Annotated in this window: 19 protein-coding genes; 10 read left to right on the top strand and 9 right to left on the bottom strand. The window is 63.5% G+C overall.

Features of this window, described 5'->3' with window-relative positions:
- Positions 1-27: 27 nt before the first annotated feature.
- From sucD to mdh, 5 genes are read right to left on the bottom strand one after another with little or no spacing between them, the layout of a single operon-like run.
- Positions 28-933 carry a succinate--CoA ligase subunit alpha gene (gene sucD, locus ACYG9Y_RS26135; RefSeq protein ID WP_023738003.1) on the bottom strand — a complete coding sequence of 302 codons (906 nt, stop codon included), beginning with the start codon at positions 931-933 and terminating at the stop codon, positions 28-30.
- A gap of 12 nt (positions 934-945) precedes the next feature.
- Positions 946-1,437, bottom strand: a complete 492-nt coding sequence (locus ACYG9Y_RS26130) for a DUF1579 family protein (protein ID WP_023738004.1) — start codon at positions 1,435-1,437, stop codon at positions 946-948.
- A gap of 2 nt (positions 1,438-1,439) precedes the next feature.
- Positions 1,440-1,811 carry a cupin domain-containing protein gene (locus ACYG9Y_RS26125; protein WP_023738005.1) on the bottom strand — a complete coding sequence of 124 codons (372 nt, stop codon included), beginning with the start codon at positions 1,809-1,811 and terminating at the stop codon, positions 1,440-1,442.
- 6 nt (positions 1,812-1,817) lie between these two features.
- Complete coding sequence (sucC, locus tag ACYG9Y_RS26120) at positions 1,818-3,011, bottom strand: ADP-forming succinate--CoA ligase subunit beta (protein ID WP_023687692.1); 1,194 nt, start codon at positions 3,009-3,011, stop codon at positions 1,818-1,820.
- Between the two features lie 19 nt (positions 3,012-3,030).
- Positions 3,031-3,999, bottom strand: a complete 969-nt coding sequence (mdh, locus tag ACYG9Y_RS26115) for a malate dehydrogenase (protein ID WP_023738006.1) — start codon at positions 3,997-3,999, stop codon at positions 3,031-3,033.
- A 233-nt stretch (positions 4,000-4,232) separates the two neighbouring features.
- Between mdh and ACYG9Y_RS26110 the strand changes: the two genes are divergently transcribed.
- Positions 4,233-4,601 carry a GNAT family N-acetyltransferase gene (locus ACYG9Y_RS26110; protein WP_245260378.1) on the top strand — a complete coding sequence of 123 codons (369 nt, stop codon included), beginning with the start codon at positions 4,233-4,235 and terminating at the stop codon, positions 4,599-4,601.
- 269 nt (positions 4,602-4,870) lie between these two features.
- Here ACYG9Y_RS26110 and zapE read toward each other — a convergent pair whose 3' ends face one another.
- Both zapE and ACYG9Y_RS26100 read right to left on the bottom strand, forming a co-directional pair.
- Positions 4,871-6,055 carry a cell division protein ZapE gene (zapE, locus tag ACYG9Y_RS26105; protein WP_023738007.1) on the bottom strand — a complete coding sequence of 395 codons (1,185 nt, stop codon included), beginning with the start codon at positions 6,053-6,055 and terminating at the stop codon, positions 4,871-4,873.
- A 30-nt stretch (positions 6,056-6,085) separates the two neighbouring features.
- Entirely contained in the window at positions 6,086-6,625 is a 540-nt protein-coding gene (locus tag ACYG9Y_RS26100) for a protease inhibitor Inh/omp19 family protein (protein WP_023687689.1), read from the bottom strand.
- 373 nt (positions 6,626-6,998) lie between these two features.
- Here ACYG9Y_RS26100 and ACYG9Y_RS26095 point away from each other — a divergent pair, with 373 nt between their 5' ends.
- From ACYG9Y_RS26095 to ACYG9Y_RS26055, 9 genes are all read left to right on the top strand, one after another.
- Positions 6,999-7,622, top strand: a complete 624-nt coding sequence (locus ACYG9Y_RS26095) for a hypothetical protein (RefSeq protein WP_245260379.1) — start codon at positions 6,999-7,001, stop codon at positions 7,620-7,622.
- Between the two features lie 98 nt (positions 7,623-7,720).
- Positions 7,721-7,882 (top strand): DUF1328 family protein, encoded by a 162-nt coding sequence (locus ACYG9Y_RS26090; RefSeq protein ID WP_023671746.1) that lies wholly within the window; start codon positions 7,721-7,723, stop codon positions 7,880-7,882.
- 73 nt (positions 7,883-7,955) lie between these two features.
- On the top strand, positions 7,956-8,840 hold the full coding sequence (dapF, locus tag ACYG9Y_RS26085; RefSeq protein ID WP_023738009.1) for a diaminopimelate epimerase: 885 nt from the start codon (positions 7,956-7,958) through the stop codon (positions 8,838-8,840).
- Positions 8,840-10,159 carry a tRNA (N(6)-L-threonylcarbamoyladenosine(37)-C(2))-methylthiotransferase MtaB gene (gene mtaB, locus ACYG9Y_RS26080; protein WP_031253449.1) on the top strand — a complete coding sequence of 440 codons (1,320 nt, stop codon included), beginning with the start codon at positions 8,840-8,842 and terminating at the stop codon, positions 10,157-10,159. The genes dapF and mtaB overlap by 1 nt, the downstream gene beginning before the upstream one ends.
- A gap of 12 nt (positions 10,160-10,171) precedes the next feature.
- A complete protein-coding gene (gene ftsY / locus ACYG9Y_RS26075; RefSeq protein ID WP_023738011.1) occupies positions 10,172-12,157 on the top strand; it encodes a signal recognition particle-docking protein FtsY in 1,986 nt (661 codons plus the stop codon).
- A gap of 61 nt (positions 12,158-12,218) precedes the next feature.
- Positions 12,219-12,890: a septation protein A gene (locus tag ACYG9Y_RS26070; RefSeq protein ID WP_023715760.1), complete on the top strand. Its 672-nt coding sequence runs from the start codon at positions 12,219-12,221 to the stop codon at positions 12,888-12,890.
- A gap of 60 nt (positions 12,891-12,950) precedes the next feature.
- On the top strand, positions 12,951-13,106 hold the full coding sequence (locus tag ACYG9Y_RS26065; protein ID WP_245260380.1) for a hypothetical protein: 156 nt from the start codon (positions 12,951-12,953) through the stop codon (positions 13,104-13,106).
- Complete coding sequence (locus tag ACYG9Y_RS26060; protein ID WP_460223149.1) at positions 13,069-13,587, top strand: MSMEG_1061 family FMN-dependent PPOX-type flavoprotein; 519 nt, start codon at positions 13,069-13,071, stop codon at positions 13,585-13,587. The genes ACYG9Y_RS26065 and ACYG9Y_RS26060 overlap by 38 nt, the downstream gene beginning before the upstream one ends.
- A gap of 58 nt (positions 13,588-13,645) precedes the next feature.
- A complete protein-coding gene (locus ACYG9Y_RS26055; protein WP_023738012.1) occupies positions 13,646-14,194 on the top strand; it encodes an NADPH-dependent FMN reductase in 549 nt (182 codons plus the stop codon).
- 84 nt (positions 14,195-14,278) lie between these two features.
- Here the strand turns inward: ACYG9Y_RS26055 and ACYG9Y_RS26050 are convergent, their stop codons facing one another.
- Together ACYG9Y_RS26050 and ACYG9Y_RS26045 are read right to left on the bottom strand one after the other, a co-directional pair.
- Positions 14,279-14,485 (bottom strand): tautomerase family protein, encoded by a 207-nt coding sequence (locus tag ACYG9Y_RS26050; RefSeq protein ID WP_023683852.1) that lies wholly within the window; start codon positions 14,483-14,485, stop codon positions 14,279-14,281.
- 165 nt (positions 14,486-14,650) lie between these two features.
- Positions 14,651-15,571, bottom strand: coding sequence for an SMP-30/gluconolactonase/LRE family protein (locus tag ACYG9Y_RS26045; protein ID WP_023738013.1), 921 nt, complete (start codon positions 15,569-15,571; stop codon positions 14,651-14,653).
- Between the last annotated feature and the right edge of the window lie 175 nt (positions 15,572-15,746).

The following is a 15,746-nucleotide window of genomic DNA, read 5'->3' as shown; positions in this document are numbered from 1 at the left end:
CCCTATTCGCTATTCACTACTCGCTACTCACTTGGCCTTGATCGCCTCGACCAGCGTCGTGCCCAGACGCGCCGGCGATGGCGATACTTTAATGCCGGCCGATTCCATCGCCGCGATCTTGTCTTCCGCGCCGCCCTTGCCGCCGGATATGACCGCGCCCGCATGGCCCATGGTGCGACCGGCCGGCGCGGTGCGCCCGGCGATGAAGCCGGCCATCGGTTTCCTGCGGCCGCGCTTGGCCTCGTCCTTGAGGAACTGCGCGGCGTCTTCTTCGGCCGAACCGCCGATCTCGCCGATCATGATGATCGACTTGGTCTCGTCGTCGGCGAGGAACATTTCGAGCATGTCGATGAACTCGGTGCCTTTGACGGGGTCGCCGCCGATACCGACGGCGGTGGTCTGGCCGAGGCCGACATTGGTGGTCTGGAACACTGCCTCATAGGTAAGCGTTCCCGAGCGCGAAACAACGCCGACCGAGCCCTTGCGGAAGATGTTGCCGGGCATGATACCGATCTTGCATTCGTCGGGGGTGAGCACGCCGGGGCAGTTCGGGCCGATCAGCCGCGAGGTCGAGCGGTCGAGCCGCGCCTTGACCCTAACCATGTCCATCACCGGAATGCCTTCGGTGATGCAGACGATCAGCGGGATCTCGGCTTCGATGCCTTCGAGGATGGCTTCGGCGGCGCCCGCCGGCGGCACATAGACCACCGAGGCATTGGCGCCGGTCTTTTCCTTGCCCTCGGCAACGGAACCGAAGATCGGCAGGTTTTCGCCCTTGGCGCCGGTCCAGGTCTCGCCACCCTTCTTGGGATGGATGCCGCCGACCATCCTGGTGCCGTGATAGGCCAAGGCCTGCTCGGTGTGGAACGTGCCGGTCTTGCCGGTCAGGCCCTGAACCAGCACCTTGGTGTTCTTGTCGATGAGAATGGACATCGGAGCCCTTTTCTAAAAACCGTTGATCGAGGAAGGCGAAACGCGCCGGTAGACGCCGCTCACCATGTCTTGCCAGCTGTCGCTGCCGGCAGGTTTGAAATGCAGTCGCATCCGGTAGGCATCGGCATTGTCGAAAATATAGGTCACGCGCGCTGAGCCACGCGGCGACGACCGCTCCAGGACCAGCTCATCGCCGTTCCACGTTCCTGTGGCCGGCGTGGCCGGCACAAAACCCATGGAGTCGAACTGGTGCATGGTGAAGAGCCTGTTTGGCTGGTCGAAGCCGAACACGCTGTGCGAGCCAAACGAGACCGTGCCGTCGCGGCGCTGGCGATAGCGCTGGACCACGAACAGGCCGCCGAACTGTGGCTCTGTCAGCACGTCGGAAGTCGCCGGTCCGCCATCGGCCCACTGCGTTTCCGCCACCTCTTCCTCGCCGCGCCACGCGCCGACGAGTGCCTGCAGGCGCTGGTGATCGGCCGAGAGCGAGGAGAACGCGTTCATGGTCAGAGCCGCTTCAGGTCGGAGACGGTGAGGTCGCTCTTGGCGTTGCCGGTGTTGAGCGTCGTTGCCGGCTCGAACATCAGCACCACCGGCTCGGCGGTCAGCGAGCGCGGCCGGTGCTCGACGCCCTTCGGCACGACGATGAAATCACCCTCGCCGAGTTCGACCGGACCGTCACGGAAATCGATGGCGATCCTGCCCCGCAGGACGAGGAAGGCTTCGTCCTCATGCTCATGCGCGTGCCAGTCGAAGGTCCCGCCGAACTTGGCGACCTTCGCCTGGCTGTCATTGACGTCGCCGGCAATATGCGGATCGAAGACCTTGGTGATCGTTCGATCCGCCGCCTCGACCAGGTTTATCTTGCGCGGAGGCATTCGCCTTCAGCCCTTCACCGCGGCCACGATCTTCTTGGCTGCGTCGTCGAGATCGTCCGCCGACACCACGTTGAGGCCGCTGTCGTTGATGATCTTCTTGCCGAGCTCGGCATTGGTGCCTTCGAGGCGCACCACCAGCGGCACTTCCAGGCCGACTTCCTTGACCGCGGCAATCACGCCCTCGGCAATGATGTCGCACTTCATGATGCCGCCGAAGATGTTGATCAAGATGCCTTTGACCGCCGGATCCCGAGTGATGATCTTGAACGCCGCCGTCACTTTTTCCTTGGACGCACCGCCGCCGACATCGAGGAAGTTGGCGGGCTCGGCGCCGTAGAGCTTGATGATGTCCATCGTCGCCATCGCGAGGCCGGCGCCATTGACCATGCAGCCGATATTGCCGTCGAGCGCGACATAGGCGAGGTCGTATTTCGACGCCTCGATCTCCTTCTCGTCCTCTTCCGTGGTGTCGCGCAATTCCATCAGTTCGGGGTGGCGAAACAGCGCGTTGTTGTCGAACGACACCTTGGCGTCCAGCACGCGCAGGCGGCCGTTTTTCATCACGATCAGCGGGTTGACCTCGAGCAGGCTCATGTCCTTCTCGACAAAGGCCTTGTAGAGGATCGGGAACAGCGTGCCGGCATCCTTGGCGGCATCGCCGGTGAGGCCCAGCGCTTCCACCAATATGTCGACGTCGATGGTCGTCACGCCGGCCAGCGGATCGATGGCGCGGGTGATGATCTTTTCCGGTGTGTCGTGGGCGACGCCTTCAATGTCCATGCCGCCCTCGGTCGAGACGACGAAAGCGATGCGGCCGACCGAGCGGTCGACCAGGATCGACAGATAAAGCTCGCGATCGATGTCGGCGCCGTCCTCGATATAGAGGCGGTTGACCTGCTTGCCGGCGGGGCCGGTCTGCTTGGTCACCAGCGTGTGGCCGAGCATCTCATTGGCGTTGGCAACGACTTCGGCAACCGACTTAGCCAGCCGCACGCCGCCCTTTGCGTCGGGCGACAGTTCCTTGAACTTCCCCTTGCCGCGGCCGCCGGCATGGATTTGGCTCTTCACCACATAGAGCGGACCGGGAAGCGCTTGTGCCGCGGCTTCCGCTTCGCTTGCCTTGAACACCGGCACGCCTTCGGCCACCGGCGCGCCAAAGCTTTTCAGCAGCGCCTTGCCTTGATATTCATGGATGTTCATCTGGATGGTCTCCGGAGGATTATTTAGAGGCGAGATGCGGGGCGATCTTGACGCAGGCCTCGGTCAGGCCCTGCACCGTCGCCACCGAAGCGTCGAACATCTTCTGCTCGGCCTTGTTGAGGTCGATCTCGATGATGCGCTCGACGCCGCCGGAGCCGATGACAACGGGCACGCCGACATAGGTGCCCTTGACGCCATACTGGCCCGAGAGATGCGCCGCACAAGGCAGCACGCGCTTCTTGTCCTTGAGATAGGATTCGGCCATCGCGATTGCCGAGGCAGCCGGCGCGTAGAAGGCCGAGCCGGTCTTCAAGAGGCCGACGATCTCGGCGCCGCCGTCGCGGGTGCGCTGGACGATCTGGTCGAGCTTTTCCTTCGAGGTCCAGCCCATCTTGATGAGGTCCGGCAACGGAATGCCCGAAACCGTGGAGTAGCGGATCATCGGCACCATGGAATCACCGTGGCCGCCGAGCACGAAGGCGGTGACGTCCTCGACCGAGACCTTGAACTCCTCGGCCAGGAAATAGCGGAAGCGCGCGCTGTCGAGCACGCCGGCCATGCCGACGACATGGGTCTTGGGCAGGCCGGAAAACTTCTGCAGCGCCCAGACCATGGCGTCGAGTGGGTTGGTGATGCAGATGACGAAAGCCTTCGGCGCATATTTCTTCAGCCCGGCGCCGACCTGTTCCATGACCTTGAGGTTGATGCCCAGCAGATCGTCGCGGCTCATACCCGGCTTGCGCGGCACGCCGGCAGTGACAATGCAGACATCGGCGCCCTCGATCCCGGCATAATCATTGACGCCGGTCAGCCGGGAGTCAAAACCGTCGACCGGCGACGACTGCGCGATATCGAGCCCCTTGCCTTGCGGGATGCCCTCGGCAATATCGAACAGCACCACGTCGCCGAGGTCCTTGAGGCCGATCATGTGAGCGAGCGTGCCGCCGATCATGCCGGAGCCGATGAGCGCTATCTTGTTGCGTGCCATGTGAGGAAATTTTCCCTTTGTCTGTGACGACGCCCAAATCCCTGGCGATCTGTTGACGGCGTCGAGGAAGAGGCCGGAATGCTATGATCTCAGCGAGATTTCGCCGCATCCAGTAGCCCCGGTGGAAAATATATTCAATCGATTATTTTCGAGTGAATGATTTCAATCGGTTAGAAAGATCGGGATTTACGTAAACGTCAAAGTTTGTATGCCAGCTTGGGAGATTTTACACAATGAGCGTGGAAATCAGAAGACTATATCCAGGCCATGACGCCCTTGTGAAGCGCATCGCCGAAGACGTGTTCGACGAACTGGTACGGGCCGACAGACTGTCCGCCTACCTCGCCTCCTCAGGTCATATGATGATTGTGGCACTGGCCGATGGCGTCGTCGTCGGCCAGTGTGCTGCCGTCATCCACCGCCACCTGGACAAGGTCAGCGAACTCTACGTCGACGAGGTCGGCGTCTCACCCGCCTACCAGCGCCATGGCATCGCGCGAAAGATGCTCGACGCGATGTTCGCGCTCGGCCGCGAGCAAAGGTTGCGGCGAAGCCTGGGTCGGCACCGAGCCGGACAATGTTCCATCGCGCGGGCTTTATGAAAAACGCAGGGAGGAGCATGGGCAGGCGGAGGCGTTTGTAATGTATGCGTATGAGCTTTAGGCGTCGGCGGGACAGCGCCCCCCTCTGCCTTGCCAGGCATCTCCCCCACGAGGGGGGAGATCGGACGTCACGCGACCTTTCGCCAATCTCCAATGGCCGCAGGAATGAGCGGAGCGCCGAAACCGCCAATCTCCCCCCGTGTGGGGGAGATGTCCGGCAGGACAGAGGGGGGCGCGAAGGATCACTACATAATGACCTCTTCGAACCCTCAGACCTGCACTTCCGCCTTCGCCTTTTGCCGTTCCGCCCAGTCCTCCAGCCAGTCGCGGCTTTGCATCTCGATCAGCCGCGAGGCCGTGCGCTCGAATTCGAACACCTCGTTGCCGCGCCTGGCCGTATAGAGCTCAGGGGGCGAGGCATCGGCGCTTACCACCAACCGCGTGTGATGATCGTAGAGCGTGTCTATCAGGAGGATGAAGCGCTTGGCCTCGTTGCGCTTGCCTTCGCCCAGCACCGGCACGTGATCGATGAAGACGGTCGAGAAGCGGCCGGCAATGGCCAGAAAATCGCGCGCGCCGAGCGGCTTTTCGCAGAGGTCGGCGAAGGAAAACCGCGCCGCATTGCCGGCAGCAGCCGGTATTCTCACCTGCCGCCCCTTGAGCGTCAGCGCGGTCTCGGCCGTTGCCGCCCCATGCGTCATCGCCTGCCAGGCTTCGTCGAGCATACGATCGGCTTCCGCATCCGCCGGCGTGACATAGACAGGCGTGCGGGCGAGCTTTTCCAGCCGGTAGTCCTTGTCGGCATCGAGCGTCAGCACATGGGCGTGGCGCTCGAGAATGCTGATGAAGGGCAGGAAAAGCTGGCGGTTCAGCCCGTCGCGATAAAGGTCCTGCGGCGCGACATTCGAGGTGGCGACCAGAACCACGCCATTGGCGAACAGCGCCGAAAACAGCCGCGACAGGACCATCGCATCGGCAATGTCGGTGACCGAAAACTCATCGAAGCACAGCACCCAGGCCTGTTCGGCAAGCTGAAGCGCGACCGGCGGGATCGGGTCGTCCTCCTTGACGTCGCCGTTCTTGCGCGCCTGCCGGTGCTTCTGGATGCGGTCCTGCACATCGGCCATGAAGTCGTTGAAATGAACGCGGCGCTTGCGCCTGACCGGCAACAGCTCGAAGAACATATCCATCAGCATGGTCTTGCCGCGACCGACGCCGCCATGGATGTAGAGGCCCTTGACGGCCTCGCGCGTCTCGCGCTTGCGGGCAAACAGCCAGCCGAGCGCGCTCGACTTGTGCGCCAGCCGCTTGACCGAGATCTCGTCGGTCAGCCGGTCGAGCGCGGCGGCGATGCGCTCCTGCGCAGGATCGCGCTCGATGGCGCCGGTTGCGACCAGATGGTCGTAGCGCTGCCTGACGGTCGCATGGGTCTGGAGGCCGTCACGCAGATGCATCGGTCACGTCGCTGTCTAGGGATAGGCAGCCTATCTTGTAAGCGATATCGGCAAGCCGTTGGTAGTCTGGCCGTCGAATTTCGAACCGCCCGAGGAATAGAGCCGCGCCAGCGTGCCGCCATTCTCGTCATAGAGCGTCAGCTGCTTGCCGGCGACGTTCCACGATTTGATGCCGTCGATGGGCGGCGGGCAATGCAGCGGCCCGGCGCGGAACCCGGCGCCGAATTTGGTCTGCGGCGTCGCCACCTTGCAGCTCTGTCCGGACACGCTGGCGTTCCAGACGCCGGCAACGCTGGCAGCGGTAAGGTCGGAGGCTCCGGCCGGCGCCGATCCGTCCGGCGGCAGCGAGGCGACCTGCGCGCCTGCCGGCGCGGTCGGGAATTGCGACGGGTCGGTGGTGCCCGGCGCTGCCGGGGGAGGCAGCTGGCTTCCGCTCACCGTGCCGGCGGGCGCCGGCTGCAGCGGGGCGGGCTGCTGGTCATCCATCGATGAAAAACGCGAGGTCGAACAGCCGCTCGCAACGAGCGCTGCCAGCGATACGGCCATCAGCCCGCTTCTCGAAAAAATCATTCCAACCTCCGTCGGATCCGGCTGGGGGGAAGCCGTCCGCACAATCTCACCCCTCACCAAGATGGAGAAGGTGGCGAAATTTCAACCCGATATGGTTAAAATAGGGTTTGCACCACGAATTGTTGTAAATTTGTCGCAAAATGGCTGGCGCACAAAAGGCATGTCTTCGCTCTAGCGCGGTTCCAACCGGTACATTGGTTGCGAAAGCGGCACCGGAGCCCGCGGCAGGTCGGCGCATCGGCGGTCGAGCGCAAATGCCGGCGCAATACTGACTGAAGCGCTTAAGGCGCAAGGCCTGGGTGAGCGGTTTCGCGCCTTGCATCCGGGCGAGCTTTGGGACGTTCCCGAGATCGAGCGCGGCTGAAGTCTGCATTTGGCCGTTTACGGCACTGCCGTTTTAGCCGATGGTCTATCGCAACAGGGGGAACAGATGAAATCAATCTTGGCAGTTTTGATCGCGCTGGTAATTTCGACGCCGGCCGCTTTCGCGGGTGAAATCACCGATCGCGCCGCTGAAGCCGAAAAGGCACTGCAGGCGGGTGATGGCGCCGGCGCGCTGGACAAATTCCGCAGCGCCGAGGACGCTCTGTGGCAAGCGATGCCGCTTGGCGTGCAAAATGTGAAGCATATTACCTCGGCCAGCGGCTTCGGCGCCTACGCCGAGCGCCCGAACCATGTCTACAAGCCGGGCGAAGAGATCGTGCTTTATATGGAACCGGTCGGTTACGGCTACGGCTCGGATGGGCTCGGCAACAACCAGATCGCGCTTTACGTTGACCTTACCGTGCTTTCCCAGTCGGGCGAGAAGCTGGGCAGCGTCGAAAAGCTTGGTCGGGTCCAGCTCGCCTCCCGCTCGCATAACCGAGAGATGTTCTTCAAATTAAACGTCTCCCTGGATGGCGTTCCCCCCGGCAAATACCGCGCGGATTTCCTCATGCACGACGAGAACTCGCCAAAGACGGCGCCTTTCACGACCGACTTCGAGATTGCCGAATAGCGCGCCCAGTCGGAAAGAGCCTCGCGGCAACGGAACCAGAGCGCCGCAGATGCGTTCTTAAGCCGGCTGCAGGCCAGTCAATTTGCGAGGCATTGTCCATGATCAAATGGATCATCATTCTTCTGATCGTTGCTGCCGCCGCCAGCCTGCTCGGCATGCCGGCGCTGGCCGGTGCCGCCGCCACCGGCGCGCGCCTGCTGATCGGCATCGTTCTCGTCATCTTCCTGCTGATCGTACTCGGCGTTTTCGCGGTAACCTAGACGCAGCCCACACTGGTAATTCCCGCCCGTTTCCGCCATATAGCGGCGAAACGTACAGGAATTACCTCAGATCATGGCAGGCACTGCCTCCTTCGCCAAGATGAACGGCATCGGCAACGAAATCATCGTCGCCGACATGCGTGGCCGTGCCGATAGGGTCACGGCGGCGTCGGCTGTCGCGCTGAACGCCGATGCGGCGACCAGGTTCGACCAGATCATGGCGATCCACGATTCGCGCACGCCGGGCACCGCCTTTTACATCGACATCTTGAATTCCGACGGCTCGGGCGCGCAGGCCTGCGGCAACGGCATGCGCTGTGTCGTCCAGGCGCTGGCCGCCGAAACCGGCCAGAAGACTTTCATCTTCGAGACCCGCGCCGGCATCCTCAACGCCGTCGAACATGCCGACGGCACCATCTCGGTCGACATGGGCACGCCGCGCTTCGGCTGGCAGGACATTCCGCTGGCGGAGGAATTCCGCGACACCCGCATGATCGAGTTGCAGATCGGCCCCATCGACGCGCCGGTGCTGCATTCGCCTTCGGCTCTCTCGATGGGCAACCCGCACGCCATCTTCTGGGTCGACAACGATGTCTGGTCCTACGAGCTCGAGCGTTTCGGGCCGCTGCTCGAAAACCATCCGATCTTCCCCGAACGCGCCAACATCACCATCGCCCAGGTAACGTCGCCGGAGACGATGATCATCCGCACCTGGGAGCGCGGCGCCGGCCTGACCAAGGCTTGCGGCTCGGCCGCTTGCGCTTCCGTCGTCGCCGCTGCCCGCACCCGGCGCACCGGCCGCAGCGTTACGCTGATGACGCCCGGCGGCGGCTCGCTGCATGTGGAATGGCGCGACGACGACCACGTCATCCTGACCGGCGCTGCCGAATGGGAGTTTTCCGGCAATTTCGATCCGTCGACCGGCACCTGGGCCCGCGACACCGAAAGCGCGGCCTGATGTCTGCACTTGCCGATACCAAAGGCCCCAACTCCCAAGGCATAGACGTCGTCACCTTCGGCTGCCGTCTCAACACCTATGAATCCGAGGTGATGCGCCGCGAGGCCGAAAGCGCAGGTCTCGGCGCGCTCAAAGGCGGCGCGATCATCTTCAACACCTGCGCCGTCACTTCGGAAGCGGTGCGCCAGGCCAGGCAGTCGATCCGCAAAGCCCGCCGCGAAAACCCGGCGGCGCGCATCATCGTCACCGGCTGCGCCGCGCAAACCGAACCGCAGAATTTTGCCGCCATGGACGAGGTCGACCTCGTGCTTGGCAACGAAGAGAAGCTGAAGGCCAACTCCTACCGCGCGCTGCCGGATTTCGGCGTCAACGACAGCGAGAAGGCGCGCGTCAACGACATTTTCTCGGTGCGCGAGACTGCCGGTCATATGGTGGACGCCATCGAGGGCCGGGCGCGCGCTTTCGTGCAGGTGCAGAATGGCTGCGACCACCGCTGCACCTTCTGCATCATCCCCTACGGCCGCGGCAATTCGCGCTCGGTGCCGATGGGCGCGGTTGTCGAGCAGGTCAAGCGTCTCGCCGGCAACGGCTATGCCGAGATCGTGCTGACCGGCGTCGACATGACCTCTTTCGGCGCCGACCTGCCGGGCGCGCCGAAGCTGGGAAAACTGGTGAAGACCATCCTGAAGCAGGTGCCTGATGTGAAGCGGCTGCGGCTGTCCTCCATCGATTCGATCGAAGCCGACGACGATCTGCTGGACGCCATCGCCACCGAGCCCAGGCTGATGCCGCATCTGCATCTGTCGCTGCAGTCGGGCGACGACATGATCTTGAAGCGCATGAAGCGCAGGCATTTGCGTGACCAGTCGATCCGCTTCTGCGAAGATGTGCGCAAATTGCGCCCGGCAATCGTCTTCGGCGCCGACATCATCGCCGGCTTTCCGACCGAGACCGAGGAAATGTTTCAGAATTCGATAAAGATCGTCGAGGAATGTGGGCTGACGCACCTGCATGTCTTCCCGTTTTCGCCGCGCGAAGGCACGCCCGCCGCGCGCATGCCGCAGGTCCGCCGCGAACTGGTCAAGCAGCGCGCGGCCCAGCTGCGCGCCGCTGGTGAGACTGCGTATCGCCGCCATCTGTCGTCGCTTCCCGGAACGCGCCAAACGATCCTTATCGAGCGCGACGGCCTCGGCCGCACCGAAGGGTTCACGCTTGCCGCGCTCGGCACAGGCGCGCCGGGCGAGATCGTCGAGGCAGACATCACCGGCCATGACGGCGCGCGCCTGATAGCAGCCCCGCTCACTGCCCGCGCCGCCTGAGACGATTGAAGCATGGCCGGTTTTTTCAAGAACATATTTTCGTTCGGCAAGAAGGAAGTCGTCGAGGAGCGCATCGACGAAACCGCTCCCCTGCCGCCGATCAAATGGGATGCGCTTGAGGCGCTGAAGCCGGCGGCCGAGCAGGTCGTTCCGGAGTTCTTGAAGCGCGAGGAGCCCGAGCCGCCGACGCCCCACCCTCCCCTCGATGGGGAGGGTCGCCACGAAGTGGCGGGGAGGGGTGAGAGCGCCGACGCCGGCGCCACTCACCCCCACCCCCAAGCTTCGCTTGGGACCTCCCCCATCGAGGGGGAGGTAAAGCCTGCGCCGCAGTCGGCGCCAGAAGAACCGAAGCCCGAACCCGCGCCGACCATCCCGCCCGCGCCGCAACCGGTCGTCCCATCCGAGCCGGAACCGTTGCCGGAGCCCGCGCCGGTAGAAGAACCGCAGCCTGAGCCGGAGATACCCGAGCCGCCTGCACCGGAAGAAGTTCCTGCGCCGCCAGCCGTTCCGGAGCCGGCTCCCGAGTCGCAGCCCCAAGAAGTGCCGCCGGCGCCGGCCGAGCCGGAGATCGAACCATCGCGTCCGGAACCGCAGCTGGAGCCCGCTCCCGTCGAAGTGCCGACGCCTGCCGAGACTCCAGCAGAACCGGCCGCCCCGATCGAAGTGCCGCAACCGTCCGCGCCTCCCGCACAGCCTACCTCAGAGGTCAGCGCCGCCCCTCATCCGCCTGCCGGCACCTTCTCCCCGTATAGCCACGGGGAGAAGGACGAGGCGCCCCACCCTCCCCTCGATGGGGAGGGTCGACGCGAAGCGGCGGGGTGGGGTGATGGCGCCGACGCCAGCGCAAATCACCCCCACCCCCAAGCTTCGCTTGGGACCTCCCCCATCAAGGGGGAGGTAAAGCGCACGTCGGTTGAAGCTGTACCCGCGCCCGTCGAAGCCAAGACCATCGTTGCCGAGCTGGCGCCCGCGCCGGCCCCGCAACCTTCGCCACAGTCAAAACCAGCTCCCGGCAAAGTCACCGTCACCAAAAAGGTCGAGCAGAAAGCCGAGCCGCAAAAGGCGCCCGAACCGGCGCCGCGGCGCTCCTGGTTCCAGCGCATGCGCGACGGGCTTGCCCGCTCCTCGAAAGAACTTACCGGCAACATTGCCGGCGTCTTCACCAAGCGAAAGCTCGACGAAGAGACGCTACAGGACCTCGAAGACGTGCTGATCCGTGCCGATCTGGGCATGGAAACAGCCTTGCGCGTCACCGATGCCCTCGCTGCCAGCCGCTATGGCAAGGATGTCTCCGACGCGGATGTCCGCACCATCATGGCGGCCGAGGTGGAGAAGGTGCTGGCCCATGTCGCCATGCCGCTGGAGCTCGACCTCTCGCACAAGCCGCATGTCATTCTGGTGGTCGGCGTCAACGGCACCGGCAAGACCACGACCATCGGCAAGCTCGCCGCCAAACTGACCGATGGTGGCCTGTCGGTGATGCTGGCCGCCGGCGACACGTTTCGCGCTGCAGCCATCGAGCAGCTGAAGATCTGGGGCGAGAGGACGAAGTCGCCGGTCATCGCCTCGAAGATAGGCGCGGATGCCGCCGGCCTCGCCTACGACGCTTTCGAACGCGCCAAGGAGGCCGGCTCCGACGTGCTGATCATCGACACCGCCGGCCGGCTGCAAAACAAGACCGAACTGATGGCGGAGCTGGAAAAGATCGTGCGCGTGCTGGGCAAGCTCGATCCGGAAGCGCCGCATACCGTGCTGCAGACGGTCGACGCCACCACCGGCCAGAATGCGCTCAATCAGGTCGAGATCTTCCGCAATGTCGCCGGCGTCAACGGCCTGGTGATGACCAAGCTGGACGGCACGGCGCGCGGCGGTATTCTGGTCGCGATCGCGGCAAAGCACAAACTGCCGGTCTACTTCATCGGCGTCGGCGAACAGGTCGACGACCTCGAACCATTCTCGGCCGGCGAATTCGCCAGGGCGATCGCCGGCGTAGCGTAACAGGCAATGATCCCGAAGAGCTGACGGCTTTTTGGACAAGATCATGCGTCAGAAGGAAGTCATGAACCCACCCATCCTCGAACGCGACCCGTCCGACCCGCGAAAGAAGAAAGAAAGCGTCAATCCGCTGCTCAAGCTGGTGCTGGAACTCGGGCCGCTGATGGTGTTCTTCTTCGCCAATGCACGCGGCGCCTGGCTGGTGCAGAAATTTCCTGTCCTGGCCGAATTCGGCGGGCCGATCTTCGTCGCCACCGGCCTTTTCATGGCGGCGACGGCGATCGCGCTGATCGCCTCCTGGCTGCTGCTGCGCACCTTGCCGATCATGCCGATGGTCTCGGGCGTCGTCGTCTTCATCTTCGGCGCGCTGACGCTCTATCTGCAGGACGACGTGTTCATCAAGATGAAGCCGACCATCGTCAACACCCTGTTCGGCGGCGTGCTGCTCGGCGGTCTGTATTTCGGCCGATCGCTGCTCGGCTATGTCTTCGATTCGGCCTTTCGCCTCGATGCCGAAGGCTGGCGCAAGCTGACTTTCCGCTGGGGCCTGTTCTTCCTGTTCCTGGCTCTTGCCAATGAAGTGGTGTGGCGGAATTTTTCCACCGACTTCTGGGTTACCTTCAAGGTCTGGGGCATCATGCCGATCACCCTGTTGTTCACCTTCAGCCAGATGCCGCTGATCCTGCACCATTCGATCGAGGATAAGACCGAGAAGGTGGAAGAAGCCGGCAAGTAGGGCAATTCCAGGAAAAGTGTGAAGCCGTCCGGAATTGCGTCCGAATAAACGGAGACGGCCATGGAATTCGTTACCACGCGCGATGAAATGAGGGCGATCTACAAGACGCCGCGGCCGACCGACGCATCGATGCGCAAGGAGCTCAAGGAGCTCAAGGAGCTCAAGGCGCTCAAGGCCACTGCCGCTCCTTCATCGGCAAGAGCCCTTTCGTGCTGATCGGTTCTTCCGACGGCGCCGGCAATGCCGACGTGACGCCAAAGGCGACAGGCCCGGCTTCGCCCTTGTCCTTGACGACAAGGCCATCGCCATTCCCGACCGGCCCGGCAACAACCGGCTGGACACGCTGGAGAACATCCTGCTCAATCCTTCGGTCGGCCTGCTTTTTCTCATCCCCGGCATGAACGAGACGCTGCGCATCAGTGGCGATGCCCGCATAACCGTCGGTGCCGGTTTGCGCGAGCGCCTCGCCGTCGACGGCAGGCAACCGCAAAGCGTCGTCGTGGTGAGCGTCAAGGCCGCCTACATGCACTGCGCCAAGGCCTTGATGCGCTCCGAATTGTGGAAGCCGGACAGCTGGCACAACCGCGCCACATTGCCGACGCTGGGTAAGATCCTGTCCGATCAGATGGCGTATACCGAAACTGCCGACGATTTCGACGGCTCGCTGGACGAGGCCTACAGCAAGACCCTGTGGTAGATTTCGCGTACGATTCGCCATTGCAGTCCTTTGCCGGTTTCCCTAGCCCTGTTTCCCCGTGATCGAACTCCTCGCCATCTCCGGCAGCCTGCGCGCCGCCTCGACCAATTCGGCGCTGCTGGCGGCGCTGTCCGCGAACGCGCATTCGGATTGCCGCGTAACTGTCTATGACGGGCTCGGCCTGCTGCCGATCTTCAACCCGGATGACGAAGGCGAGCGCACACCGGCCGAGGCCATGCGGCTGATCGAGGCCGTCACCAGCGCCGACGGCATCATCGTCTCCTGCCCCGAATATGCCCATGGCGTGCCCGGCGGCATGAAAAACGCGCTCGACTGGCTGGTCTCGCGCGACGCCGCCGTCGGCAAGCCCGCCATGCTGGCCCACGCCTCCGCGCGCTCGCTCTATGCCCGCGCCGCGCTGGCCGAGATCATGCGCACCATGTCGTTCGCGCTTTGTGAGAATGCGGTTCTGGAGATTGCCTTGCTCGGCAAGAAACCGCCGGAGATAGAAGCGATCCTGGGAGAGGACGAGAACCTGCGGGCCATGCGCGAAGCGGTGCAGGTTTTCGCGAGTTTTATACGCGCAAACGTTGCCTCGTCATCCTAGGGCGGAGCAAGGAGCGAAGCGACGCGGCGCAGACCCTAGGATGACGAACGAAAGGGTGCGGCCGCACCCCAACGTGCCGCTGTGCTACCCCTTCCGCAACGTCTCGACATCGGTCACACCGACATACCAGTCGCGCGCGTTGACCTCTTCGAACACCACCCAGACGTCGTCATTGCTAAGCCCGGTGGCGTCCATGATGGCCGCCGTGACCTTTTTGGCGATGTCGGCCTTCTTGCCAGCGGGATCAGCGGCGATCACTTCCTTGACGATGCGGATGTTGACGAATGGCATGACGTCCTCCCCTTGAATTGTGTCTGATACCGCCGCCGCTGGGCGGCTTCGAAATCCGCTCCGGCGAACCGCTTGGCGGCGGTTCCGGCGGCCGCCGCGCAACAGGCGCCGCGGACATGCGCAGAAACGCCATCAAGGGCCGCCAGAGAAGCGTTTCCAGCAGCCTCAATACGTCTTCGCCCCGTTCACCATCAGCCGCACCATGTAGAGCGACGTGGTGCCGGCGATGTAGAGGCAGTTCAGCTTGTTGCCGCCGAACACGCAATTGGCGGTCACTTCCGGCACCTTGACCTTGCCGATCAGCGTGCCGTCGGGTTCGTAGCAATGGATGCCGTCGGCGGCACTGGTCCAGATGCGGCCGGCCTCGTCGAGCCGGAAGCCGTCGAACAGGCCGGCCGTGCAGTCGGCGAACACCTTGCCGCCCGACACCTTCTTGCCGTGCTTGCCGACGTTGAAGACCCGCATATGCGCCGGGTTCTGCGCGCCATGGGTGCGGCCGGTGTCGACGACATAGAGCTGGCTTTCATCCAGTGAAAAGGCAAGCCCGTTCGGCCGGACCATGTCGGTGATGACGGCTTCGACCTCGCCCGAGTCGGGATCGACCCGGTAGACATTGCAAGCGCCGATCTCGCTTTCGGCCTTGTCGCCCTCATAGTCGGTGTCGATGCCGTAGCTCGGATCGGTGAACCAGATCGAGCCGTCGGATTTCACGACTGCGTCGTTGGGCGAGTTCAGCCGCTTGCCTTTCCATTCGGCCGCGATGGTGGTGATCGAGCCGTCATGCTCGGTACGGCTGACGCGGCGGCCGGAATGCTCGCACGTCACCAGTCGGCCCTGGCGGTCGACGGTGTTGCCGTTGGAATTGCCGGAGGGCTGACGGAACACGCTGACATTGCCGTCGGTCTCGTCATAGCGCAGCATGCGGTTGTTGGGGATGTCGGACCAGACGACATAGCGGCCGGCGGCGAACCAGGCCGGCCCTTCCGCCCACTGACATCCGGTAAACAGCTTTTCCACCTGGGCGTTGCCGTTGAATAGCCGCGCGAAACGCGGATCGAGAATTTCGTAATAGTCTGCGGTCGCCATGCATTTCCTCCGGGCATCACGTGACGCGCGGATCAAGCCAGCCTGCGGGCGCGATGGCAAGGTGGCGCAGGCGCAATTTGTAAGACAAAAGGTGCCCGGCCGGCATGGCCCGCCAGCCTGTCCGGCCGTTTATGGTGCTGTAGCGCTGTATTAACCCGCTATGCGCCCTGTGCAA

The organism is Mesorhizobium sp. W050 (assembly GCF_054719535.1).
Note: the sequence above shows the minus strand (reverse complement) of the source record. Positions and strands in the feature narration are given on the sequence as shown.

Excerpts from the sequence above, each read along its gene's own strand:
- sucD (WP_023738003.1), bottom strand. The coding sequence starts at position 933 with ATGTCCATTCTCATCGACAAGAACACCAAGGTGCTGGTTCAGGGCCTG.
- ACYG9Y_RS26130 (WP_023738004.1), bottom strand. The coding sequence starts at position 1,437 with ATGAACGCGTTCTCCTCGCTCTCGGCCGATCACCAGCGCCTGCAGGCA.
- ACYG9Y_RS26125 (WP_023738005.1), bottom strand. The coding sequence starts at position 1,811 with ATGCCTCCGCGCAAGATAAACCTGGTCGAGGCGGCGGATCGAACGATC.
- sucC (WP_023687692.1), bottom strand. The coding sequence starts at position 3,011 with ATGAACATCCATGAATATCAAGGCAAGGCGCTGCTGAAAAGCTTTGGC.
- mdh (WP_023738006.1), bottom strand. The coding sequence starts at position 3,999 with ATGGCACGCAACAAGATAGCGCTCATCGGCTCCGGCATGATCGGCGGC.
- ACYG9Y_RS26110 (WP_245260378.1), top strand. The coding sequence starts at position 4,233 with ATGAGCGTGGAAATCAGAAGACTATATCCAGGCCATGACGCCCTTGTG.
- zapE (WP_023738007.1), bottom strand. The coding sequence starts at position 6,055 with ATGCATCTGCGTGACGGCCTCCAGACCCATGCGACCGTCAGGCAGCGC.
- ACYG9Y_RS26100 (WP_023687689.1), bottom strand. The coding sequence starts at position 6,625 with ATGATTTTTTCGAGAAGCGGGCTGATGGCCGTATCGCTGGCAGCGCTC.
- ACYG9Y_RS26090 (WP_023671746.1), top strand. The coding sequence starts at position 7,721 with ATGATCAAATGGATCATCATTCTTCTGATCGTTGCTGCCGCCGCCAGC.
- dapF (WP_023738009.1), top strand. The coding sequence starts at position 7,956 with ATGGCAGGCACTGCCTCCTTCGCCAAGATGAACGGCATCGGCAACGAA.
- mtaB (WP_031253449.1), top strand. The coding sequence starts at position 8,840 with ATGTCTGCACTTGCCGATACCAAAGGCCCCAACTCCCAAGGCATAGAC.
- ftsY (WP_023738011.1), top strand. The coding sequence starts at position 10,172 with ATGGCCGGTTTTTTCAAGAACATATTTTCGTTCGGCAAGAAGGAAGTC.
- ACYG9Y_RS26070 (WP_023715760.1), top strand. The coding sequence starts at position 12,219 with ATGAACCCACCCATCCTCGAACGCGACCCGTCCGACCCGCGAAAGAAG.
- ACYG9Y_RS26065 (WP_245260380.1), top strand. The coding sequence starts at position 12,951 with ATGGAATTCGTTACCACGCGCGATGAAATGAGGGCGATCTACAAGACG.
- ACYG9Y_RS26050 (WP_023683852.1), bottom strand. The coding sequence starts at position 14,485 with ATGCCATTCGTCAACATCCGCATCGTCAAGGAAGTGATCGCCGCTGAT.
- ACYG9Y_RS26045 (WP_023738013.1), bottom strand. The coding sequence starts at position 15,571 with ATGGCGACCGCAGACTATTACGAAATTCTCGATCCGCGTTTCGCGCGG.